This is a genomic window from Acidobacteriota bacterium, from assembly GCA_030697165.1.
In the GTDB taxonomy this organism is placed as follows: Bacteria; Acidobacteriota; Vicinamibacteria; order Vicinamibacterales; family UBA2999; genus 12-FULL-67-14b.
On sequence record JAUYQQ010000009.1, the window covers coordinates 322059 to 344472 of the forward strand.

At 65.0% G+C, this 22414-nt stretch carries 28 protein-coding genes; 5 read left to right on the forward strand and 23 right to left on the reverse strand.

Annotation, left to right across the window (positions count from 1 at the left end; translation table 11 throughout):
* The first annotated feature begins 76 nt into the window (after positions 1-76).
* From Q8T13_09715 to Q8T13_09725, 3 genes are read left to right on the forward strand one after another with little or no spacing between them, the layout of a single operon-like run.
* Positions 77-667: a DUF1684 domain-containing protein gene (locus Q8T13_09715; protein ID MDP3718025.1), complete on the forward strand. Its 591-nt coding sequence runs from the start codon at positions 77-79 to the stop codon at positions 665-667.
* Positions 664-1398, forward strand: coding sequence for an HAD hydrolase-like protein (locus tag Q8T13_09720; GenBank protein MDP3718026.1), 735 nt, complete (start codon positions 664-666; stop codon positions 1396-1398). Before Q8T13_09715 ends, Q8T13_09720 begins: the two co-directional genes overlap by 4 nt.
* Positions 1388-2278 carry a transglutaminase-like domain-containing protein gene (locus Q8T13_09725; GenBank protein ID MDP3718027.1) on the forward strand — a complete coding sequence of 297 codons (891 nt, stop codon included), beginning with the start codon at positions 1388-1390 and terminating at the stop codon, positions 2276-2278. Before Q8T13_09720 ends, Q8T13_09725 begins: the two co-directional genes overlap by 11 nt.
* Before the next feature lie 69 nt (positions 2279-2347).
* Here the strand turns inward: Q8T13_09725 and Q8T13_09730 are convergent, their stop codons facing one another.
* The 21 genes from Q8T13_09730 to Q8T13_09830 all read right to left on the reverse strand — a co-directional run bounded on the left by Q8T13_09730 (position 2348) and on the right by Q8T13_09830 (position 19589).
* On the reverse strand, positions 2348-3721 hold the full coding sequence (locus Q8T13_09730) for a dipeptidase (protein ID MDP3718028.1): 1374 nt from the start codon (positions 3719-3721) through the stop codon (positions 2348-2350).
* A gap of 8 nt (positions 3722-3729) precedes the next feature.
* The gene (locus tag Q8T13_09735; GenBank protein ID MDP3718029.1) at positions 3730-5970 is read right to left on the reverse strand and encodes an ATP-binding protein; all 2241 of its coding nucleotides are present in this window, start codon (positions 5968-5970) and stop codon (positions 3730-3732) included.
* Positions 5971-5993: 23 nt separating this feature from the next.
* Complete coding sequence (locus Q8T13_09740) at positions 5994-6488, reverse strand: tRNA (cytidine(34)-2'-O)-methyltransferase (protein MDP3718030.1); 495 nt, start codon at positions 6486-6488, stop codon at positions 5994-5996.
* Positions 6475-8484: an ATPase, T2SS/T4P/T4SS family gene (locus Q8T13_09745; protein MDP3718031.1), complete on the reverse strand. Its 2010-nt coding sequence runs from the start codon at positions 8482-8484 to the stop codon at positions 6475-6477. The genes Q8T13_09740 and Q8T13_09745 overlap by 14 nt, the downstream gene beginning before the upstream one ends.
* A gap of 22 nt (positions 8485-8506) precedes the next feature.
* The gene (locus Q8T13_09750) at positions 8507-9103 is read right to left on the reverse strand and encodes a YdeI/OmpD-associated family protein (GenBank protein ID MDP3718032.1); all 597 of its coding nucleotides are present in this window, start codon (positions 9101-9103) and stop codon (positions 8507-8509) included.
* Positions 9104-9234: 131 nt separating this feature from the next.
* Positions 9235-9633: a hypothetical protein gene (locus Q8T13_09755; GenBank protein ID MDP3718033.1), complete on the reverse strand. Its 399-nt coding sequence runs from the start codon at positions 9631-9633 to the stop codon at positions 9235-9237.
* Between the two features lie 11 nt (positions 9634-9644).
* Positions 9645-10379 carry a CPBP family intramembrane metalloprotease gene (locus tag Q8T13_09760; protein ID MDP3718034.1) on the reverse strand — a complete coding sequence of 245 codons (735 nt, stop codon included), beginning with the start codon at positions 10377-10379 and terminating at the stop codon, positions 9645-9647.
* Between the two features lie 174 nt (positions 10380-10553).
* Complete coding sequence (locus Q8T13_09765) at positions 10554-11009, reverse strand: DUF1772 domain-containing protein (protein ID MDP3718035.1); 456 nt, start codon at positions 11007-11009, stop codon at positions 10554-10556.
* Positions 11010-11066: 57 nt separating this feature from the next.
* Positions 11067-11555, reverse strand: a complete 489-nt coding sequence (locus Q8T13_09770; protein MDP3718036.1) for an AAA family ATPase — start codon at positions 11553-11555, stop codon at positions 11067-11069.
* Positions 11556-11711: 156 nt separating this feature from the next.
* Positions 11712-11855, reverse strand: a complete 144-nt coding sequence (locus tag Q8T13_09775) for a hypothetical protein (protein ID MDP3718037.1) — start codon at positions 11853-11855, stop codon at positions 11712-11714.
* Complete coding sequence (locus Q8T13_09780; protein MDP3718038.1) at positions 11852-12034, reverse strand: hypothetical protein; 183 nt, start codon at positions 12032-12034, stop codon at positions 11852-11854. The genes Q8T13_09775 and Q8T13_09780 overlap by 4 nt, the downstream gene beginning before the upstream one ends.
* 132 nt (positions 12035-12166) lie before the next feature.
* On the reverse strand, positions 12167-12472 hold the full coding sequence (gene nadS / locus Q8T13_09785) for a NadS family protein (GenBank protein ID MDP3718039.1): 306 nt from the start codon (positions 12470-12472) through the stop codon (positions 12167-12169).
* Complete coding sequence (locus Q8T13_09790; GenBank protein ID MDP3718040.1) at positions 12469-12786, reverse strand: type II toxin-antitoxin system RelE/ParE family toxin; 318 nt, start codon at positions 12784-12786, stop codon at positions 12469-12471. The genes nadS and Q8T13_09790 overlap by 4 nt, the downstream gene beginning before the upstream one ends.
* A 431-nt stretch (positions 12787-13217) precedes the next feature.
* Positions 13218-13415, reverse strand: a complete 198-nt coding sequence (locus Q8T13_09795; protein MDP3718041.1) for a hypothetical protein — start codon at positions 13413-13415, stop codon at positions 13218-13220.
* Between the two features lie 177 nt (positions 13416-13592).
* Positions 13593-13922 carry a type II toxin-antitoxin system PemK/MazF family toxin gene (locus tag Q8T13_09800; protein MDP3718042.1) on the reverse strand — a complete coding sequence of 110 codons (330 nt, stop codon included), beginning with the start codon at positions 13920-13922 and terminating at the stop codon, positions 13593-13595.
* A 1-nt stretch (position 13923) separates the two neighbouring features.
* On the reverse strand, positions 13924-14112 hold the full coding sequence (locus tag Q8T13_09805; GenBank protein ID MDP3718043.1) for a hypothetical protein: 189 nt from the start codon (positions 14110-14112) through the stop codon (positions 13924-13926).
* A gap of 238 nt (positions 14113-14350) precedes the next feature.
* On the reverse strand, positions 14351-15274 hold the full coding sequence (locus Q8T13_09810; protein MDP3718044.1) for an integron integrase: 924 nt from the start codon (positions 15272-15274) through the stop codon (positions 14351-14353).
* Positions 15275-15353: 79 nt separating this feature from the next.
* On the reverse strand, positions 15354-16148 hold the full coding sequence (locus Q8T13_09815) for an MBL fold metallo-hydrolase (protein MDP3718045.1): 795 nt from the start codon (positions 16146-16148) through the stop codon (positions 15354-15356).
* Positions 16145-17326 carry an MFS transporter gene (locus Q8T13_09820; protein ID MDP3718046.1) on the reverse strand — a complete coding sequence of 394 codons (1182 nt, stop codon included), beginning with the start codon at positions 17324-17326 and terminating at the stop codon, positions 16145-16147. Before Q8T13_09820 ends, Q8T13_09815 begins: the two co-directional genes overlap by 4 nt.
* 15 nt (positions 17327-17341) lie before the next feature.
* Complete coding sequence (locus Q8T13_09825; protein ID MDP3718047.1) at positions 17342-18037, reverse strand: CDP-alcohol phosphatidyltransferase family protein; 696 nt, start codon at positions 18035-18037, stop codon at positions 17342-17344.
* Between the two features lie 4 nt (positions 18038-18041).
* Positions 18042-19589 carry an FAD-dependent thymidylate synthase gene (locus tag Q8T13_09830; GenBank protein ID MDP3718048.1) on the reverse strand — a complete coding sequence of 516 codons (1548 nt, stop codon included), beginning with the start codon at positions 19587-19589 and terminating at the stop codon, positions 18042-18044.
* 112 nt (positions 19590-19701) lie between these two features.
* On the opposite strand from Q8T13_09830, the gene Q8T13_09835 reads away from it, so the two are divergent.
* Positions 19702-20097: a hypothetical protein gene (locus Q8T13_09835; GenBank protein ID MDP3718049.1), complete on the forward strand. Its 396-nt coding sequence runs from the start codon at positions 19702-19704 to the stop codon at positions 20095-20097.
* A 74-nt stretch (positions 20098-20171) separates the two neighbouring features.
* On the opposite strand, the gene Q8T13_09840 is transcribed toward Q8T13_09835, so the two are convergent.
* The gene (locus Q8T13_09840; GenBank protein MDP3718050.1) at positions 20172-20810 is read right to left on the reverse strand and encodes a hypothetical protein; all 639 of its coding nucleotides are present in this window, start codon (positions 20808-20810) and stop codon (positions 20172-20174) included.
* Between the two features lie 146 nt (positions 20811-20956).
* Here Q8T13_09840 and Q8T13_09845 point away from each other — a divergent pair, with 146 nt between their 5' ends.
* The gene (locus Q8T13_09845) at positions 20957-21826 is read left to right on the forward strand and encodes a hypothetical protein (GenBank protein MDP3718051.1); all 870 of its coding nucleotides are present in this window, start codon (positions 20957-20959) and stop codon (positions 21824-21826) included.
* Between the two features lie 32 nt (positions 21827-21858).
* Here the strand turns inward: Q8T13_09845 and def are convergent, their stop codons facing one another.
* The gene (gene def, locus Q8T13_09850) at positions 21859-22404 is read right to left on the reverse strand and encodes a peptide deformylase (protein ID MDP3718052.1); all 546 of its coding nucleotides are present in this window, start codon (positions 22402-22404) and stop codon (positions 21859-21861) included.
* Positions 22405-22414: the final 10 nt, after the last annotated feature.

Consider the following 22414-nt stretch of genomic DNA (forward strand, 5'->3'; position numbering starts at 1 on the left):
TCAGGATACCTCACGGTCAGCGATTGGTTATAGTTGGCATGTGAGGCGCGGAGTTCGAAGGGCAGTAGTAGCTGTGGTGGCGGTTGCGGCCGTGGCGGTCGGGGCGGCGTGCGGCCAACCCGAAGACTACTCGTCGACGATTGCGGCACAGCGCGCGGCCAAGGACGAAGCCTTCAAGGCCCAGCCCGGCAACCCCGTGCCGGCCGACAAGATGGCGGCGCTCGTCCCCCTGGCGTACTTCCCCATCGACGAAATGTATGCGGTGCCGGCATCGCTCGACCCGGCGGCCGAGCGCACCCGGCTGAAGGTGCCGACCTCCACCGGCAAGATTCGCGACATCGAGCGGATCGGCACGCTGAGGTTCATGGTCAAGGGCCAGAAGATGAGCCTGACCGCGTTCCACGAGCTGGACCAGCCGCGAGTCACGCGCCTGTTCGTGCCGTTCTCGGACCCGACCAACGGCGTCGAGACCTACTCGGCAGGCCGCTACATGGAGCTCGACCCGACCCCAACCGGCATCTACGTCGTCGACTTCAACGTCGCCTACCACCCCTACTGCTACTACAACGAAGAGTTCGACTGTCCGTATCCGCCCAAAGAGAACCGGCTCGAGGTGCCGATCCGTGCCGGCGAGAAGCTGGCCAAGGGCGAATCGAGCATTCCATGACTGATTCAGCCGGGAGTCGGGAGTCGGGAGTCGGGAGTCGGACGGGGGCACTCCAGGCGATCGTGTTCGATTTCGACGGCGTGATTGCCGACAGCGAGCGGCTGCACCTCAAGTCGTACCAGGACATTCTCGCGCCCGAAGGCCTCACCATCTCGAACGAGGACTACTACGCGAAGTACCTCGGCTACGACGATGTCGGGGTGTTCAAGGCACTGGGGAAAGACCAGGGCGTGCCGATGGATGACGGCCGCGTGCGGTCGCTGATCGAGCGCAAGGGCGAACGCTACGAGACGCTGGCGGCAGCCGGGGAAATGCTGTTTCCCGGCGCGGCAGACTTTATTCGCGCGGCTGCCGCAGTGGTGCCCATCGCCGTGGCCTCGGGAGCGCTGACCCACGAAATCGACCACGTGCTCGAGCGGGCGGGGCTGCGGTCGCTGTTTGCGGTCGTGGTCGGTGCCGATCAGACCGAACGCAGCAAGCCCAACCCCGAGCCGTACCTCACCGCGTTCGCCCAACTGCGCCAGCGCTCGGGCCTGGACCTGGTGCCGTGGCGATCGGTGGCCATTGAAGACTCGAAGTGGGGCCTGGTCTCGGCCCGCGGCGCCGATCTCCGCTGCGTGGCGGTGACCAACACCTACTCCGAGGCGGAACTGCGGGGTGATGCTGAGCTCGTTGTGCCCGGCCTGCATGCGCTGACCATTGCCGACCTGGATGCGCTTTGTGCCGACTGAATCCCAGACTTCGCTCGCTGATCTCATTACCGAAGCGGCTGACCGGCCGGGCCAGGATCTGGCGGGGCCGGCGTTCCTGGTCGCGCGCATCGAGTATCCGAAGCTCGATGCCGGTCCGTATCTCGATCGCCTGAACGTCATGGGCGATGCCGCGTTTCACTTCGTGGCCAAGGATCCGGGACACGATGCGCCGATTGCCGCCCGCATCGACGCGGTCAACCGCTATCTCTTCGGCGAACTCGGCTTCACCGGCAACCGCGAGCAGTACGACGACCCGCGCAACAGCTGCCTGAACGAAGTAATGGATCGGAAGAAGGGCATTCCGATCACCATGGCCCTGGTCTACATCGAAGTGGCACGGCGAGCCGGGCTGCGCGCCGAGGGCATCAACTTCCCGGGCCACTTCCTGGTGCGCGTGTTGCACGACCTGCACAGTGGCAATCCCGGCGACGGCCTGATCGTCGATCCGTTCCACGGCGGCGCCATCCTGAACGAGGCCGATTGCCGCCGGTTGCTGAGCCGCGTCGGCGAAGGCTCGGCGTTCGAGCCGTCGCTATTGGCCCGTGCCACGCGCCGCCAGGTGCTGGTGCGGATGCTGAATAACTTGAAGCGGCTCTATGTGAAGATGCACTCGTTCCCGCAGGCGCGGGCGACCACCGACGTGCTGCTGGCGCTGCAGCCCTCGTCACTGGCGGACCTCAAGGACCGGGGACTGCTTGCCTACAACATGAACGACTTCTCGCACGCGTTGCGCGATTTCGAGGAATACCTCAAGCTGGCGCGCCTGTCGGAGCAGGACGACAGCGACGACCGCAAGGAAACCGAGCAGGTCTGGGAGCACGTCAAGACGCTGCGCCGCCGCGTCGCCCAGCTGAATTGAAACCACGATGGACGCGAAGGCCACGAAGACCAATTGGTTTTCGTGAGCTTCGTGTCTTCGTGGTTGCGTTTAGACTTTCAGCGCCCCGATCTCTTGGTAGAGGTAAGCCGACGCGATCACGCCGTTGTGGAAGTTTCCCAGGTCGAGCTTCTCGTCGGGGGCGTGGGCGTTTTCGTCGGGCAAGCCGATCCCGAACAGCACGCACGGCACGCCAAGCTCCTCCTGGAAGGTCGATACCACCGGGATTGATCCGCCCTCGCGGTTGAACACCGGCCGCTGGCCGAAGCCCTGCTCGATGGCGCGGCCGGCCGCCTGCACGAACGGGTTGTCGAACGCCGTCATCCAGGGTTTGCCGCCGTGCATGCGGGTGATCTTCAGCTCCACCGTCTTCGGCGCGACCTTCTTCACGTACTCCTCGAACAGGTCGCCAATTTTCTGGGGATCCTGGTTCGGCACCAGCCGCATGCTGACCTTGGCCATGGCCACGGCCGGCAGCACGGTCTTGGCGCCTTCGCCGGTGAAGCCCGACAGCAGGCCATTCACTTCAAACGTGGGCCGCGCCCACGTGCGTTCGAGCGTGGTGAAGCCGGTTTCGCCGAACAGCTTCGGCGCCCCCAGGTCCTGCTTGTACTTCTTCTCGTTGAACGGCAGCCGCGCCCACTCGTCGCGCTCCTCCTGCCTCAACTCGACCACATCGTCGTAGAAGCCGTCGATCTTGATGCGGCCGCCCTTGTCCTTCATCTGCGCCAGCATTTGCGCCAGCACCATGGCGGGGTTGGCGACCGCGCCGCCGAAGGAGCCCGAGTGCAGGTCCGACTTGCTGCCGCGCAGGTCGATCTGGAAGTACGACAGGCCACGCAGGCCGTAACAGATCGAGGGAATACCGCGGTCGAACATCGGCGAGTCCGAGATCACCACGACGTCGGCTTTCAGCAGGTCCTTGTGCGCGCGGATGAAGTTGTCGAGGTTGGCGCTGCCGACTTCCTCTTCGCCCTCGATCAGGAACTTCATGTTCACGGGCAGGCTGCCGTGTTGCTTCAGGTGCGCCTCGACGGCCTTGAAGTGCATGAACACCTGGCCCTTGTCGTCGGCGGAGCCGCGCGCGTAGATCTCGCCGTCGCGGATGGTGGCCTCGAAGGGCGGCGACGTCCACAGGTTGACCGGGTCCACCGGCTGGACGTCGTAATGGCCGTAGAACAGGATGGTGGGCGCCCCGGGTGCGCCGAGCCACTCGCCGTAGACGCACGGGTGGCCGGGCGTCTCTTCGAGGCGCACGTTCTGGAGGCCGATCCGCCGCATCTCGTCGGCGGTCCACTCGGCGCAGGCGCGCACGTCGCCCTTGTGCTCGGGCAGGGCGCTGATGCTGGGGATGGCGAGGTACCGCTTCAGCTCGTCGATGTAACGGTCGCGGTTCACGTTGATGAAGTCGACAATCTTGTCCATGTCTTTGCCTAGCCGATGGTATCCGGAGTCCGGGCGCCTGTCAGCATGTCCACCGCAGCCGTCAGGCGGTCGAGGTTGAAGGGCTTCATGAAGTAGCTGCAGCGTGACTGGTCGAGGAACTCGCGCGTGTCTTCGCCGTCGATATCGCCGGTGATGAAGACAAATCGCCGCGCCATTTCGGGACGAATCTGGCAGACCCGGCCGTACAGCTCCTGGCCGCTCAACTCGGGCATCTTGACGTCGCAGATCACCGCGTCGTATGCGGTCCGCTCGATCATCACCAGCGCCCGGCGCGACAGGGTCGTGCTTTCGACATCGTAGCCGGCGCCGGCGAGCACGCGTCGTACCAGCGCCGCGTTCGATTCCTCGTCATCGACCACCAGCGCCTTGCGCTTCCTGGTCTCGCGACCTAGGTCGTCAACAGGCGGCTGCACCAAGGCGAACGACGGCGACGGCACCACCGATCGCGGGTTGGCGGCCATCGCGGGTACGGCGGCGGCGGCGGTGGCCGACGCCAGCGACTCGGCCATGACCGGCAAGTCGATCGTGAAGACGGCGCCGCCCACCTCGGCGTTGCGCACCGTGATCTGGCCGCCATGCTCGCGGACGATGCCGTAGCACACCGACAAGCCGAGGCCGGTGCCCTGCCCCACTTCGCGGGTCGTGAAGAACGGGTCGAAGACCCGCGGCAGGTCCTCCTCGCGCAGGCCGCTGCCGTTGTCGGCCACGTCCACCAGGATCCTGTCGGGCTCACCCTGCCAGCGTGTCTGAATCACAATCTCGCCTGGCGTCTGCCGCGGCACGCCCGAGGCCGGCACCGTGCCGTCGCGCCGCGACGCGATCGCCGCCTCGGCGTTCTGGATCAGGTTGACCAGCACGTCCTCGAGGCGGGCGTGGTCCACGTAGACGAGCGGCAGCCGATCGGCCACTTCGAGCCGCAGCTCGATGCCGCTGGTCTGGAGGTGGGGTTCGCGGACGGCGACGGCATCCCTGACCACCCGGTTGATCTGCTGCCAGCCGCGCGCGGACGAGGTGCGGCCGGCAAAGGTCATCAGGTTGCGAACAATGCCGGCCGCCCGATTGGCGTTGTCGCGAATGGCAGTCAGCTCTTCCGTGTCGCGGGATGAAGGCCGTGCCGCCAGCATCAGCTCGGCGTAGCCCAGCACGCCCTGCAGCGGGTTGTTCAGTTCGTGGGCCACGCCCGAAACGAGCTGCCCCACCGCGGCGAGCTTCTCCTTCTGCACCAGCTGCTCGCGGGTGGACACCAGTTCCTGGCCGGCGCGCAGCAAGGCGCGCCGCGACAGAAACTCGCGAACCACGACGACCAGGCCGAAGGGGATCATCATCGACAGCGCCAGCCGCGTCCGCAACGTGCCGGTCGCCGGCGACACGTCGAGCAGGCGGCGGGCGATCTCGTCGATCGCGGGAATGGCGACAAGCAGCGTGATGGCGATCAACGACACCACCGGCAGCCGGGCCAGAGGCGGCGCTTCCTCCTGGGGCTCGAACAGCTTCTCGTCGTAGGCCACCGCCGCGGCCAGGCCCATGAACACGAACGGCAGGATCCAGGACAGGTCCCACAGCGCGCCGGGCACGTACACGCCGGCCTGATCGACGACGTCGTAGACAATGCCGCCCGCGAACGACAAGGTGAGTCCGATGGCATAGACACCGAACATGCGGCGCCACGCCGGCGTCGGCGCCGTGCGCCAGAGCCAGATGCCCCAGATCGCCAGCGCCAGGTTGCGGGCGTTCAGCAGCTGCGTGAGGTTGGTGTGGTAGAGCGCCTCGTTGCCGTCGGTGATCGCGATCGAGACGACGAAGTAGAGGTAGACAAACGCCGAGAACAGCGCGATCAGCACCAGGTCGAGCAGCACGATGTCGAACAGCCAGCGCGGGCGATCGCGTTCGGGACGGCCGTAGAGAGCGGCGGCCAGCGGGATGCTCGACACGAAGAACAGCGGGTCGGTCGGCGAGATCACCGGCACCCCGCCGTGCACGAGGTCGTAGTACGTCCACACCGTCTGGCCGATCGCCCACGCCACGCCGTGAATCGCGTTCAGGTTCCAGAAAATACGCACCTGTCCGCGGCAGCGGCGGGCGAGTTGGAAGGTGAAGGCGGCGAACGCGAGCGGAGGAATCAGCTGGGCCAGGTCGCCAAGGGCCACGACCCGCTGGCCGGTCAGGACCGCCAGGACGCCGTAGAGGAGGACATAGCCCGCCCCGGCGAGGCCCACGGTTCGAATCATTGGGGAACCAGTATATCGTCCGGCTAGCGGATCGGGAGACTCGCGCGGCGCTGCCGCAGCACTTCATAGGCGGCAATCGCCACGCTGTTCGACAGGTTCAGCGAGCGGACCCGGGTCGACAGAATTGGCATCGCGACAAAGCGATCGCGATACTTCTCGTGGAGTTCGGCCGGCAGGCCGGCGGTCTCGCTGCCAAACACGAGCACGACGCCTTCCGGTGCGCCCAGCGGCGCGTCCCAGAACGAGCGCGTCGCCTTGGTCGAGAAGAAATACGGCTCGCCGAGCGCCGGCAACTGCGCCTCGAAGGCCTCCCAGTCCGGCCACACGCGCAGGTCCACGTGCTCCCAGTAGTCGAGACCGGCCCGCTTGACGCGGCTGTCGTCGAGGGAGAAGCCCAGTGGCTCAATCAGGTGCAGGCTCGCGCCCGCCGCCAGGCAGGTGCGGCCGGCGTTGCCGGTGTTCCAGTGGATGTCGGGATACACGAGAACGACGTGCGTCACCTCGTCAGGCCTCGACACTGACGACGCTCATCACGTCCTCGACCGTGGCCAACCCCGTGGTCAGCAGCAGCGTGGCGTAGCGTTTCAAGTCGATCATGCCCTGCTCGACCGCGGCGGCATGAAGCTCCTCGGCGCGAGCGCCCGCGCCCACCATCGACCTGAGCTGCGCGTTCATTCGCATCACTTCGTAGATGCCGATCCGGCCCTTGACGCCCTTGCCGCCGCAGATCGCGCACCCGACCGCCCGATACAGCGTCGTGTTCGGCGGCAGGTCGAAGTAGCGGATGGCGTTGGCGTCGGCCGGCACGGGCTCCCTGCACTGCTGACACAGACGGCGGGCCAGCCGCTGCGCGATCACGCCGATGGTCGACGATGACACCAGGAAGGGCTCAATCCCCATTTCGTGCAGCCGGGTGAATGCCACGGCGGCGCTGTTGGTGTGGAGCGTCGTGAACACCAGGTGCCCGGTCAGGGCGGCTTCGACGGCGGTGTGCGCCGTCTCTTTGTCGCGGGTTTCGCCGACGAGCAGCACGTCGGGATCCTGCCGCAGAAACGCACGCAGGACGGCCGCGAACGTCAGGCCGATGTCGGGGGCCGCCTGGATCTGGGTCACGCCAGGCAGGTCGTACTCCACGGGATCTTCGGCGGTTGAAATATTGACGCCGGGATCGTTGATTTCCGCCAACGCCGAATAGAGCGTGGTCGTCTTACCCGAGCCGGTGGGCCCGGTCACATAGATGATGCCGTAGGGCTGCTGGATCATCTCCCGCACTAGCGCCAGCACCGGAGCGTGGGTGATCAGCGTGTCGAGACCTAGCGCCGTGTTCGATTTGTCGAGCAGGCGCATGCACACCTTCTCGCCCCATTTGCCAGGCACCGTCGAGACGCGAAAGTCGATCGGCTTGCCCTCCATCGTCACGCTGATGCGGCCGTCCTGGGGCAGCCGTTTTTCGGCGATGTCGAGCCGGCTCAGGATCTTGAATCGCGAGATCACGCCCATCTGCACGCGCTTGGGAAGCTTCTGCACCACTTGCAGAACCCCGTCGATCCGGAAACGCACGGTGACGTCGCCTTCCATCGGCTCGACGTGGATGTCGCTGGCGCCTTGTTTGATGGCGAGCCCGAGAATCGAGTTGACGAGCCGGATGATCGGGGCGTCCTCCGACGCGCTCATCAGGTCCTGCTTGGTGTCGGCGGCCACGACCTCGGCGTCGGCCGCCAGCTGCAGCTCGCGGATGAGATCCGCCTGCAACAGGTCAACCGACGCGGCCGGCGACGGCGGCGCAGTTGTGGCCGGTCGCGGGGCGGCGGCCTCGGTCTTCGCCACCAGCTGAGGATAGGTACTCGCCATGAAGCGCTTGAAATCGTCTTCGGTGACGATGGCCGGCTCGATCATCACGCCCTTGATGGCGCGCCGGACATCGTCGAACGCCACCAGGTTGTTCGGGTTGGTCATCGCGAGCGTGAGCCGGTTGTTCGCGAAGGCGATCGGCACGACCTTGTGGGCGTTGATCATCGCCTGCGGCAGCAGCGTCACCACGCGTGGGTCGACCTGCATCTTGGCCAGGTTGACGAAGTCCACCCCGGCGTGCCGGTTGGCGTCGATGAGACGTTCGGCGAGCATCCGCATCATCGCCGCGGCCAGTTCGGGATGGGCCGCCAGGGCCTGCTCGAAGTCGGCATGCTCGAGCACGGCACACGTCGTCTCGTCGATGGCCAGCACGGAGGCAGTGCGGGGCTGGCCGGTGAGCAGGGCCATTTCGCCAAACATCTGTCCGGGCCCAAGCTCGGCGAGCACGAAGTCGACGCCGGTGTCCGGGTCGCGCCGCCGGACCACGACCCGGCCCGACAGGACAAAGTAGGCCGCGCCATCGGCGCTGCCCTCGCGAACGATGGTCGACTGCGGCAGGAAGTCGCGCCGCCGCGTGCGGCGTTCGAGGAGTGCACACGCCTCGGCGGACAGGGCGCTGAAGAACGGCACCTGGTGGAGGAACGACGGGCTGGCTGGGTTCATCGGGTTGGGGGCATCATAGCCGTTAAGGCACGATGGTCGCGCCGCGAGCGAGCATGGTGACCAGGTCCGCGATCTTCTTCGCGCGGCCGGCCGGGGTCTTCATGTTGTTGGTACGGAAGGTCAACGCGAACAGGTTCATCTTGCCCAGGGAGTGGAACGTCTTGCGCGCCCGCGGGTTCGCCTCGATGGCGGCGCGCAGGTCGGCCGGCACGGTGTCCTTCGACGCACTGCGAATGGGCGCGTAAGCCGCCGCCCATCGGCCATCGGCCTTGGCGGCGTCCACCTGCGCCTGCCCGGGCGGCTGCATCAAGCCGGCCTTGGTCAGGCGAACGATGTGGTCGCGATTGATCTGGCTCCACATGCTCTTCTTGCCTCGCGGGGTGTAGCGCTGCAGGAACGCTTCCGCGTCGAGTCCTTTGCGAATGGCGTCGATCCAGCCCCAGCAGAGCGCGACGTCGAGCGCTTCAGGGCACGTCACCGACGGCACGCCGGAATCCTTCTTGTAGACCTTGATCCAGATCTCAGTTTCGCGCGCGTGGTTCTTCGCCAGCCACGCGGCAAACGCCGCCTGGTTCTTGAACGGCTTGATCTTCTTGGGGTCGGGAATGATCGGTGCCATGGGGAAGGTCTTCAGACTTACAGGGAGCCATCATATGCCGGCCACAATGGCGATGCGTCCCTTGTCGCGCCTCAGCGGGCGAGAGCACGCTCCTCTGCTCGTTCCACCGGAGTGCTATTGATTCGTATGACTCAAGGTTGGTCGATGACATCAAGAGGTTGAGGTTCATCAAAGAGTGTCACGCCGGGGGCCCCATGACGAAGATGGTGTTGTCGAATGGGTCGATGACGCTGAATGTGCGCCGCACCCCAGTCTTCGTTGCGCGGCGGTCGCGGCACACTCACGCGTTGCCGCCACTCGTCATAGTAGCGGTCCGCGCGCTCCACCTCGAGCGACACGCAGGCCTTTCGGCCGTGTCCGTCCATCGGGCTGTCGAGGGTAATCGCAATCGAACCTCGTCGCACGCCAAGCAGGCCGGACTTGCCGTCGGCGGTGGACTCGAATGAAACCTCGAATCCGAGCCCATTGACATAGAACTGCTTCGCCGTGGCGAGATCGTCGACGGGTAGAACGGGAACCGCGCGCTCCATTTTGCTCTCCTCTAGGTGGAAGCGGGCCCAGGCTGGGGCGGGTGTGATCCTGAGTCCAGCATCGCACCGCTGTCGGCCCTACGCATTCGGACCAGGAGCAACGCCGCGATCACTAATGAGACGCCAACAGTCGCCCAGGCCACCAGTGAGCCCTCGAGCGACATGGGGTTAGCTGCATCTGGCACGGCCGCCGGCACGATGCCGGTCGTGTTGTTCACCGAGGCGTGCATCACCATCACGAGCAGCAGACTGCCCTGGGCCCTCCAGTAGAGCCAGGCCATCGCCACCGACAGCGCCGTCACGTGCAACAGGTAGATCGGGAACGACTGGCCGTCACTTCCGCTGCCCTGCAGGAAGAACAGCGGCAGGTGCCAAAGCGCCCAGACGACGCCGAGCAGAACGCTGGCGCCGCCGAGGCCCAGATGCGTGGCGAGACGCGGCAGTGCATATCCCCGCCATCCCAGTTCCTCGCCGGCTTGCGTCCAGGTCGACAGCAGTATCCCACCGAGCATCAGGGGCAATGGTGTATCGCCGAAGGCGGGCCACGCGCCCACGGCCATTCGATGGATCAGGGCGGCGAGGAGCTTGGTAGCCGCCAGATAGCCGATCGCGAACAGATACAAGTGCGCGCCCACTTGCCACCTGCCGATGCGCGCCAGCAGGCGGGCCACGCCGGCGCGACCTTCGTAGTACGCGGTGAAGGCGAGCGCCACGAACCCTGGAGCGAAGACACCCAGCAGGAACACCGGACCGCCAAGGCCGAAGAACCAGGCATTGCCCGGCGTCAGGAACGCCGCAGGAACGATCCAGGCCGTCCAGGTCAGGGCAAACGTGAGCAGAAGGAATATGACCAGGGTGATGCGCGCTACCTTTCTGCCGTCGGTCTGCCTTGGGCCACGCGCGTTGGGCCCCCGTTGACTCTACCTCTGTCGTTCACCAGGAATTGGGAGCCTGAAGGCATGCAAGACGGCGGCAAACCCGACCAGACCCACGGCGAAACGGACTCTGTCAAAAAGAATCCACTGGTTTACCAGCGCCCGGATCTCATCGGCGCTTTGAGCGCCCCCGGCCTGTTCAAACAGCACCGCGTTGATTGGATACACATACGCGACCGTGAAGATTGCCCCGAACACGGTAAAGCAGGCCGTTGCGATGAGCAACGCTCGCCGATGTCGCGGCAGGTGCCATCCCGCTATCAAAGCCGCTAATACCGGCACATTGCGCGCGACGATAAAGGGTGGCCCAAAAAAGTTGAAGATGGTCCGATTCCAGTCCGTCCCCTGGAAAAACGCGCGGACTGATTCCGGGGGTGACGCGTTCCACAAGGGAACGATCACCACCATTTGGTAGAGCGTGCCACCGACCCAGGTGGTCAACGCAACCACTGAGAGCCACAGGGAGACCAGAAGTATCCGATCGCGAGCAGTCACGTTCTACCAGGACGAAGTGAGCACGGTCGTGTGCTCGACTTTGTTACCCCTATGTGTATCGAAGATTCGTCGATGCGCCTGGTACGACCACTGGTCGCTGCGGTGGTAATAGCCGGTGACCCAGGCCTGCAGGTTGGCGAGCATAGCGTTCTGAGCTTCAGACGAGGAGTACTTGTGCGGCTCCCACGGCCGCTGGCGATTGTTGGCCAGACAGGCGTCGAGGCCAGGATTGAGGAACACCAGCTCCGTGGCGTGCCTTGCTGAGGCTTCGACCAGTTCGCCATAGCAGCCTTCGATCACCCAGGTGTCATGCGCCGCGAGAAAATCCGCCAGCGACTGCTGGATAGCGGCGGCCGGGCGCAACACTGCGACCTGGTTCGGTTCCCACACGATCGAGTCGAGGTCCAGATGCGGAATGCCCTCGCGAGCCGCCAACGCTTGCGCGTGGGTGCTCTTGCCCGAGCCGGAGTTGCCGAAGATCAGGACTCTCATCGTGCGTGACTGGCGTACAACAAGTAGTCGGCGGACCCGGGTAGCGCTCCGCCAATCATGACGAAGGGAGTCTAGTGCCGGGGCAAGTCGGCGTCAAACATCGGCGGGTGTCGTTGTTTCAACTACTTCCACCGTGTCAGGCCCCGCGCTTCGGGACTAGACCGCTCCGAGGGTCTCTCGCGCTCCGTGATGAACGGTCAGCACGTGAATCTCGCTGGGGTCATGCGTCGAGTCTGCTTCGATGAACGCGTGGATGGCTGCCACGTCATCCTGGGCGCGCTCGGTCCAGTAGATAGTCACGCCAGAAGGCGCTTCTTGACCTCGTCGTGACTCACCACCTGCCCGGCACGAGACTGCTGAAGCCCCTCCTCGATCTTGGCGATAAAGCACAGCCGTCCGATCGCGTCCTCAATAGTGGCGCTATCGGGTAACGAACGGATGGCGTCCAAGGCGCGTTGTTTATCCGTTTCGGTGGGCATGAGGAAATCCTAGCATCGTCGCGTCAAGAATGCTCGTCAGTGCGCCCAACGCCTTGCCGCTCAGCCGCGAGCGGCAGTCGCAATCATGCGAAGGAGTCTAAACCATCTGCCGCTCGTCGGCTGCAGCGGCTGTTAGGCCGCGCCGCGCCACCCATGGAGCGCTTCGGCAACCGCGATCGGGTTCTTCGCCGCGACACGAAGGAGCGCCAATGCGGGTCCGTCTGGAACACGACGACCTTGCTCCCAGTTGCGCAACGTCGACACATTGACACCGATCATGAGCGCGAATTCGGTCTGCGAGGCGCGCAGCTTCTTTCGAACTGCCTTGATGTCTGCCGGCTTGAACGTGGTCACTCGAGACGCGCGCAGGGTGCCCCGACGAATGCGACCGGCCTGTCGAACGCTGGCGACCAACTCTTGAAACGCATCGGCTTTCACTTGAACTCCTTCCGGATGAGCGCCGCCAGAACTCGCGCCTGGTCGCGCGTCAGGTCGCCCTGCTCGTTCTTGGCGTAGGCGTAAAGCATGTAGAACGCCGCTTCACGCACCGCCCAGTAGTAGATCACTCGAATTCCGCCACGCTTCCCGGCACCCGGCCGGGCCCATCGCACCTTTCGGGCACCATGGGTGCCGCCGATGGTCGGCCCCTGCTCGGGTCGGCGCATGAGCGCGGACTGCAGGCTTCGATATGACTCGTCGTCGAGAAGCGCCGTGATTACCTTGGTAAAGATCGGCGTCTCGACAAACCGCATAAGCGATTATACGCCAATGGCGTATGAGAGCAAATTGGGAGAGGTGTGGCTTTGATGGCGGCCTAACGCTACGAATGAGCCGCGCGCACAAGCGACATCGCGCGTCGGCTCCATTCGTTGTTAGCCTGCGTCGTTCAGATCCCGCCCCTGTTCGCGTCGCCATGTTGAAAAGTCGCGTGCTCCGTGAAGAAATGCCCGGATCACGACGCGGTCCTCTCGAATTCGGTAGAGCAATCGGTATTCGTAAACGAACAATTCTCGAAGGGTCGACTCGCCGATTTCCGGGACCACACGCCCACGTTCCGCGAGAGTCGACAAACTGTCCGCGACTTCTATTGCACGCGTCATCACGCGAATCGCGCCATCGAGGGAACTCTCAGCAATGCCGCTGAGCGCTTCGTCGAGGGCGGCTTGGGCCGACTCGCCCCAAACTACCCGGCGCGTCCCAGCAGCCACTTGCGCCGAAGCTCCGTCGCCACTTGTTCATGTGGAATCACGCGATCCGCGTGCTCGTCAGCCTCGCCTTGGGCCACCGCCTGAACGACGTACAAGTGGTATTGCACCTCATCGAGGCTGCAATCGTCCGGCAAGCGATCGAGAAGCGCACGCACCGTGTCTTTGGCCGTCATTGGGAGCCTCACCCTAGGAACTCAAGCCAGAATACGCCCTGGTCAATGGAAACTCAAACAGGCAATTCTTGGGCCATGAAGGTGCTGGTTTAGCAGGCTAACGCTTCGGCCTGAGCCGCGGCGGAACAGTGCTGCGCCAACTGGCCAACGGTTGAACGCCGTCGGCTCCAGGCCGTGTTAGCCCTCGGACGGTGTGACCTTAAGACCCAGCCACGCGCATACGGACGTTTCAACCTGCGACAGTTGTGCGTCCGACAACTTACCGAGCCTTCGCAATAGCCGCACCGGCGGCACCGTGACTAGCCCCTGCGCGTCGAAGGCGCCAGCCTTGAGAAACCCAACGGTCAACGCAGTCTCGAAACCGGACTGGCGAACACTCGTGGTATGCGGCACCAGCGTGACTAACGCGCGGTCGGCATCGGTTGGTGGCACGCTGAGAACCAACGCGGGCCGCACCTTCGCGGTCATGCCCAAATCGACGAGCCATACCTCGCCGCGCGCCGCCATGTCACTGACCGGCTTCGCGTTTGTCGAGGTCGAGAAAGACCTGGTCAGCCAACCCGATGAGATCGTCGTCCGTCGGGAGGTCGTGATCCGATTGGGCCGCCCGCCGCAACAATTCGGCCAGCACTTCTTGCCGCTCAGCAGGTGCCAGCGCCTCGATGGTGTCGATCGCGCGTTTGGCTGCTTGCGTCATCGGTGAAGAGTGGCAGTACCTGTTCCGTTGGTCAAGCTCCGGTTCGGCTTTCGGAAGGGCTAACTGTATCTAGGCCGCGAGTCCGTCAGCCTACTTCTTCTCCTCCTTGGCTGCAATCCACGCAGCCAAGGAGCTGCCTGATCCCGACAGGACCTTCACCGTAAGCTCCAGACCGCGCGGATGATACCACCCAATGCTGGACAGCTATCCTCTGCTTCCTTTGCTGCGGGGCAGGCAGCTAGGGTGCGTCCCGAGGCACCTTTGCACTCTTGACTGGTAACCCGTCAGCCGGGCTCCTCACGCCCATTGCCCCACGGCTCAACACATGCGTGTAGATCATCGTCGTGCTGACATCCTTGTGCCCCAGCAGTTCCTGCACCGTCCGGATGTCAGACCCGCTCTCCAACAGGTGGGTCGCAAAGCTGTGACGAAACACGTGACACGATACCCGCTTGTCGATTTGAGCCAGCTTCGCCGCCCCCGACACCGCCCGCTGCACCGCGGACTCGTGCAAACGATACCGGCTCGGCGGTCCCCAGCGGCGGTCGCGGCAGATCCGCGCCGCTGGAAACACGAACTGCCATCGCCATTCGGCGGCCGCATTCGGGTACTTGCGCGCCAGCGCATCGGGCAGCACCACGCGACCATGACCCGCGGAGAGATCGCGCTGGTGTAATCGCCGGACATCGTCCAACTGCCGAACCAGCGCCTCCACGACCATCTCCGGCAACGGCACGGGCCGGTCCTTGGCCCCCTTGCCGTCCCGCACCGTAATCTGGCGGCGATCGAAGTCCACGTCCTTCACGCGAAGATCGAGACATTCGCTCAGGCGCAAACCCGCGCCGTACAGCAACACCGCGCTCACCCACATCACCCCTCGCAGATGCTTGAGGACCCGTGCCACTTCATCCCGCGAAAGAACCACCGGCACGGTGGTCCCCTTTTTCGCCCATGCCACGCCGGCCAGCGGGCCGAGTGGCCGATCGATGACGTGGCGATACAGGAATAACACCGCGCACAGAGCCTGGTTCTGCGTCGATGCCGATACGTTGGCTCGTTCCGCAAGGTGGCTGAGGAACATGGCCACCTCAGACGACCCCATGTCCAGGGGATGCCGCTTGCCGTGAAATACGATGTACCGGCGAATCCAGCCGGCGGAAATGTCGCCTGAATGGCTCGTCGAGGGCAACTGGGGTCGCAGAACCTGCGATCCGATCTGCGGGCCGATGTGGAAAGAACTGCTACCGCATGCTGGACCAGCGGCCCTCGCCGCGCAGGGCCCGGCCCTCGCCTTCGAGCTTCACGAGATGCGCCAGCACGCTTTCGCGCGCCATGGGCGTCAGGGCGGGTTTGAGGTCGGCGTAGATCCGAGCAGTGATTGCGTCGACCGTCTGCAGTCCCGCGGCGAGCGCCTCAAGCACCTGCTCTTCGCGCTGGCGGCGGTGATCCAGGTAGTAATTAATGAGCGCCAGCGGATCCTCGATCACCGGCCCATGCGCCGGCCAGGCGCGAACCGGCGCCAGCTGCAGCAAGCGGTTCAGTGACGCCAGGTAATCGACCAGGCTGCCGCCGGCGGAGGCCGGGATGAACACCGTGGTTCCCATCTGCAAGAGGTCGCCGACGAACACCGTCCGCGACTCCGCGTGCCAGAGCGCGAGGTGATCCGGAGAGTGCCCGGGCGTGTGCAGCACTTCCAAAGGGCCGGCGCCGGTCATCACGGTATCGCCGTCGCCCATCGGCGTCCACGCCACTTCGGCATCACGATCCGGCCAGGGCATTTTCGAGAGGCGCACGGAGGGCCATCGTACTTGGATGGCCGGCGCGCCGGCGGCGTGATCCGAATGACCGTGGGTGACCAGCACCTCGGCCAGTCCGCCCGCGGCCTCGGCGGCAATGGCAGCGAGATGCGCCGGCTCGCCAACACCGGCATCGATCAGCACCGGACGCGCGCCGGGAATCAGGTAGGTCCAGTTGCCGTCGCCGGTGTACGGACCGGGGTTACCCGCGTGCAATGGGAACAAAGACGCCGGGTTCATTTCCTGGAACCGGCGGCGGAAATTGAACCCGGCGTCATCGCCCGGAGTCCGACGAACGACACCACGAACGCGACGAACATCAATCCCGACGCGCTCACGTACGGGGTCGTCATGCCATAGGAATCGTAGAGGAACCCGCCCCAAGCCGGTCCGATCACGCGGCCGAGGCTGGCGAGGGATGACGCGAGGCCGAGAATGCCGCCCTGGTCGTCGGCGTCGGAGAGCCGCGACACCATCGACGTCAGCGACGGGTTGTTGAAACCCATGCCAACGGCCAGCACGCCAAGCGCCACGAGCAGCGTCGGCACGCTCCACGCGAACGGCACCATGCCAATGCCGAGCGCGATGCAGAAGATCGCCACCGGAACCAGGCGCGCCTCGCCCACGCGCTTGACCACCTTGTGCACCAACACGCCCTGGATGGTGGCCAGCACCAGGCCGATGAAGGCGAACAGGAAGCCGATCGACGTCGAGGTGAAGCCAAACCGCGCCGCACTGAACAACGCGAACGTGGCCTCGAAGCTCGAAAACGCCATGGTCACGATGAAGAACAGCGACAGCAGCAGCACCAGCGCCGGCTTGGTCAGGGCGTGCCTGAAGGCTTCCATGCGGCCCAGCGTCCGGGTGGCCGACGAGACCCGCCGCGACTCGGGCAGCAGGAACCAGGCGCCGATGAAGTTGGCCAGGCACAGCGCCGACGCAAACCACATCGGCGCTTCGGGGCCAAAGCGGCTCAGCAACCCGCCAATGGCCGGCCCGAAGATGAAGCCCAGCCCGAACGCCGCGCCGACCATGCCCATGCCCTTCGCCCGGTTCTCGGGCGTGGTCACGTCGGCAATGTAGGCCTGGGCCGTGGGGATGTTGGCGCCGGCAATGCCGCCGATGATGCGGGCGACGAAGATCAGCGTCAGCGAGGTCGCGAGCGCGAGGGTCAGGTACGACAGGCACGATCCCATCAACCCGAGCAGGATGATCGGCTTGCGGCCGATCTTGTCGGACCAGCGGCCCCAGATCGGCGAGAACACAAACTGCATCAGCGAGAAGCTGGTGCCGAGCAACCCGATGGTCAGCGCCGACGCCCCGTACGACTCGGCATAGAACGGCAGCAGCGGGATGATGATCCCAAAGCCAAGCAGGTCGATGAAAACGGTAACGAAGATGATTACAAGAGGCGACACAGCAGGTTCACGGGTTCACGGGTTCAAAGGTTCACGGGTTCGGCCGTGGAGCCAAAGCGAGAGCGCGACGTAGTACACCGGGAAGACTGCCGACAGCGCGAGCCAGGGGCCGTCAGTGGCCGGCAGGCGCCAGACCATCCAGGTGAAGATCATCGCCCAGAACGCGCCCAGCACCAGCGTCGGTACTTTCAACGTGGTCGTGCGTGAGGGATAGACGTAGCGGATCGGCACGAACACCAGCACCGCCAGCACCAGCAGGATCACCGCGTTGATCACGGGAGCCAGCTGCCACACGTAGAGATAGACGACGACGATGTTCCAGTAGGAGGGGAAGCCGGTGAAGAAGTGATCGGTGCTCTTGATCTTCGCATCGGCCTGGGCAAAGCCGTACGCACTCGACAGCAGCATGGCCGCGCACACCGGAAACGGCACCGGCACTAACTCTGCCTGCCACACGATCAGCACTGGCACGAAGACGTAGGTCAGGTAGTCGACGATGTCGTCGAGGCGGGCGCCGTCGTAGCGAGGCAGGCGCTCCTTGACCTTCAGCGCGCGCGCCAGCACGCCGTCGGTGGCATCGACGAAGGTCGCGATCGCCAGGTAGATGAAGGCAGCGCGGAAGTTGTGGGCGAAGGTCACGCCGGTGGCGAGCAGCGCGATCACCGCGCCCGAAGCGGTGTAGGCATGCGCGATCCAGGGCAGGATCTGCACGGCCTCAGAGGCGGCGTTCGGCGTTCGGGAACGAATTCCAGACCGGCACGCCGCAGAAATGAGAGCCCTCGGTGCACCGCGGCGACACGATCTTGTTGCGCAACACGCACGGCGGGCCCAGGTAGCGGCCCAGCTGCGGATGGATGGCCTTGACCTGGCTGATCTCGTCCATCGACGCGATGTAGATCTCCTCCTGCGCGTTGAAGCAGGTGCGCAGCGTCCACTTGTGCTGCAGGGCGATGAACGACCCCGACTCGACCAGCCGCAGCGCCTTGGCGTTGGGCACCACGTAGAGCGCGTACTCGAGCGGCACACCCAGCGCGAGCAGCTTGTTCTTGGCGGTCCACGCCTCGCTCATGGCCTGCTCGTAGACCGCCAGCGCCTCGGCGTTCTGGCGGATCAGCCGCGGGGTGATGTAGTCGGGCTGCGTGGTGTCAGCCAGCGTCATCATGGGCCGCGAAGCCGGCACCATGCGGTGGCGCTGGTCCTGCGAATCGGCGGTGTGACTCAGCTTCTTCTCGAACACGTAGTTGGCGTGGTTGAGCGTGCGCATCATCGGCGAGTGATACGCCACGTCGAGCATGTCGACCCGGTACGGGTTGCGGGCCGGGTTCATGACGCGGTCGATCGCCTCCTCGTCGCCCATCTCGACCGTGGTGATGCCGAAGGTGGCGCGCACGGCGTCGGCCACCACCCGCTCGGCGCCGGCCGACCAGTCGCGCAGCCGCGAGACCCGGCCCTGCAGGCGGCGGTCGAACTCGGCCGCAAAGGCATCGCCCGACGCGCGGGTGTTCGGGAACTGCAGTTCGGGCATCGACTCGCGCGCGAAAGTGTCGAGACCGATCTTCTCGAAGAACATCGGGTCGACCTCTTTCACGAGGTCGACCATGGCGCCAATCACCATCGCCGCTTCGTACGGCACGTCGCCGGCGTTCAGCATGCGGTGCAGCCGGTGCAAGACGATGCCCGACACGGTGTGGACCATCGAGGTAAAGGCGCCGATCGGAATCACGTAGCGCGCGGTTTCGATCGCCTTCTTCTCGGCCTCCCGCTCCACGGCCTTGAGCCGGGCCGGGGTGTTGGTCGGCCTGACGTAGCGCAGTTGTTTCAGGATGGCCCAGGCGTCATCCTTGAGCAGCGCCGACAGCTTCGCGTACGAGTCCCACGCCCGCAACACGGCCTGCTCGTACACCTCCAGCGCCTCGCCGCTGAGCGGCGGCACGAACGCGCGCGGCTCGTTGAGCTTCACGTAGCGCTGGCTGGACTGTTCCGAGTTGTAGAAGGGGTACGAGTGCAGGACGCTCCACACCAGCTGGCGCGAGATGTTCTCGAGGCCAAACTCGAAGTGGGCGTGCTGAAAGACCGTGTGGTGACCGCCCTCGAACGTGAGCGGACCGATCGAATCCCGCTGTTTATCGGTGATTTCGCTGCGTTCGATGACGCGCGGCGAATAGCACGTCCGCGCCGCGGCAATCGCGCCGTCGTACGGCACGGACGGCGACGACAGTAAGGTGACCTTCGGGGGAGCGGTACCGAGCGCCAGGGCAGGCATCAGAATTCACGCAATTATACGCGTTCGCCCGCGATTTCCAGTGGTCGAGCTAGTGCTATTATCCGCAGCTATCCGCCGGGATGCGCCCGGCGGGCACCAACAAGGACTCACCATGGCACGCCTGATCGGAACACTTGCTTTGGCGCTCGTGCTCTCACCACTCGTGGCTTCGGCGCAGCTCGCATCGGCCGACGCCGGCAACTACATGGGCAGCTGGACGCTGACCCTCGACGGTCCACAGGGAGCATTCGAACAATCGATGATCCTCAAGGACGAAGGCGGCAAGGCCGTCGCGGAACTCTCGAACGAGATGCAGCCCGAAGTGCAGAAAGTCACCGACGTCACGAAGGCGGCCGAAGACCTGGTGCTGAAGTTCGCGGGGAACTTCCAGGGCCAGCCGTTCGACGCCGTGATCACCCTGACGCCGGACGGCGCCGACAAGGTGAAGGTGGTGTTCGACATCAACGCCGGCCAGTTCTCGATGAGCGGGACCGGCGTCAAGAAGTAGCGCCTGCACTTCCCGACGGGAGACACATCCCGTCGGGAGGGCACTTCTTGTCGGGAGGAAGGTCCCAGTCGGGATTAATCCTTCGCCAGGTTCGACGCCAGGAGCGATCCGCGAGTGGCCGCGGAGGCCGCACGCGCGCGGTGCGCCGTGGCCGCCGCCCCCTGTGTCATCAGCGACGCGGCGAACTCCATTTCCGCCGTCGAACCACCCATCGCGATCGCCTTCTTCACGAATCCATAGCCATCCACGCGAAGGGTCTCGTCGGTGGCCGCCCACGCCGCGGCGTCGAACCGGCCGTTGGTACCCCGCAGGTGCACCGCCTGGCGATAAGCTTCGATCAAGTAGCCGGCATCAAACCAGGCGCGCGCGGTGGGCGTGGTGCTGAGCGCGCGCCCGATCAACGCCGACAGCAGGTGGTGCGCCGCCGCCGGGTCCTGCAACCCGTAGACGGTGGCGCGGCGCAGGTTCTCCATGCGGCTCAGAACGGCCGCGTCGGCATCCAATGCGCGAAGCGTTTCGGCGGTCAGCGTCTTCAGGTCGAACGATCGGTCGGGGGTGTTCCAACCCGAGCCGGATCCCCAAGTCAGCAGCTTGGTGGACCCGGTCTCGAAGGGAATGCAGACGAGCGCCGGACCGGCCAGCGCGGGGCTGGCCGAAACGAGGACGATTGCGAGCGCGAGAGCGTTGAGCAGGGTCTTGGGTGTCTTGAACATCAGTGCCTCCTGGCGGATGAGACGAGACTCATGGCCGCAAGGGTGGCGCGGCAAGTGACTGAATTGGAGCAAGTTACGGTTGCTGTAACGGTTACTTTGCTCCTCCCGGACGATAAGTCACCGATCGATTCGTTCATACTGGCCAGGTGCAGCCAGACCCGGACGCGGTACACGAGCAGCTCGATCGGATTCTCGCTAGCAAAGGCTTCGTCTCCGCCGGGCGGCTCAGTCGTTTGCTGCGCCACATCGTCGAGCGGACGCTCGCGGGCGAGACGGATCAGCTGAAGGAGTACTCGGTCGGCATGGAGGTGTTCGACCGCGACGACAAGTACGACCCCCGCATTGATTCGATCGTTCGCGTTGAGGCCGGCCGGCTGCGCAGCCGTCTCGAGGAGTACTACGGCACCGACGGCGCGGCCGACGCGGTGCGCATCTCGCTCCCCCGCGGCGCCTACGTGGCGCTGTTCGAGCCCCACCAGGCTGCGCCACCTGCCCCAGCGCAAGAGCCGGAAACGATCGAGTCGCCCAGGCGGGTGTGGGCGGCGTGGGCGCTCAGCACCGGCGTCGTCGCGCTCGTCGTCGCGGTCGTGACCTGGGTGGGCTGGTCCCGATCGGCCGAGGGGCCGCCATCAGTGGCCGTGCTTGCGTTCGAGCAGTATTCCGCCAGTGAAGAAGACGGCGCGACCGCGGCCCAGTTGACCGACCACGTGACGGCGGAACTGGCCCGCCTCGGCACCGTGAGCGTGGTGTCTCACACGAGCGCCATGCAGTTTGCCGGCGAGCGCAAGCCGCTGCGCGAGATCGCCCAGGCGTTGAACGCCGCGTTCGTGGTGGAAGCGTCGATCGAGAACGTCAGCGGCGGCATTCGCGTGATGGCCCGCGTCGTCAACGCCGCAACCGACCGCAAGATCTGGGTGGAAGACTACGGCGGCCGCCCCGGCGACTTAGCTGGGCTCAGCCGGCAGATCGCGGCCGGCGTCAGCGCCGCGGTCTTACGAGCACCCCGAGCACCTTAGGCACCCTAGGCACCTTAGGCACCTTAGGCACCCTATTCTTCCTCTTCGTCGTCCTTCTCTCGACGTGCGTGATAGCGCGAGTACTCCTCGAGATAGGTGAGGGTCTCGAGCGACTTCATGCGGTCGAAGAACAGCACGCCGTCGAGGTGGTCGGTCTCGTGTTGGACGACCCGCGCCGGAAAATCCTTGAGGTCGAGTTCGAAGCGCTTGGCGTTGCGGTCGAGCGCTGACACCTTGATGTGCTGGGCGCGAGGCACGCGGCCGCGAATTTCGGGAATGCTCAGGCAGCCTTCCCAGCCCTCGACCGTCGCATCGCCGATCACCGTGATCTCGGGATTGATCAGCACCACCGCATCGCCGTCGCCCTGGTCATCGGAATCGAGCATGGCCACAAACAGGCGCAGGCTCTCGTGCACCTGCGGCGCCGCCAGGCCGACCCCTGAATACTCGTACATGGTGTCAATCATGCTGTCGATAAAATCCTGGATCGACGGGTTCTTGATCTCGGCCTTGTCGACGGTCCGGGCCACGGCACGCAGGACGGGATGGCCCATTCGGGCCACTTTAAGGATCGACATGTAAGAATTC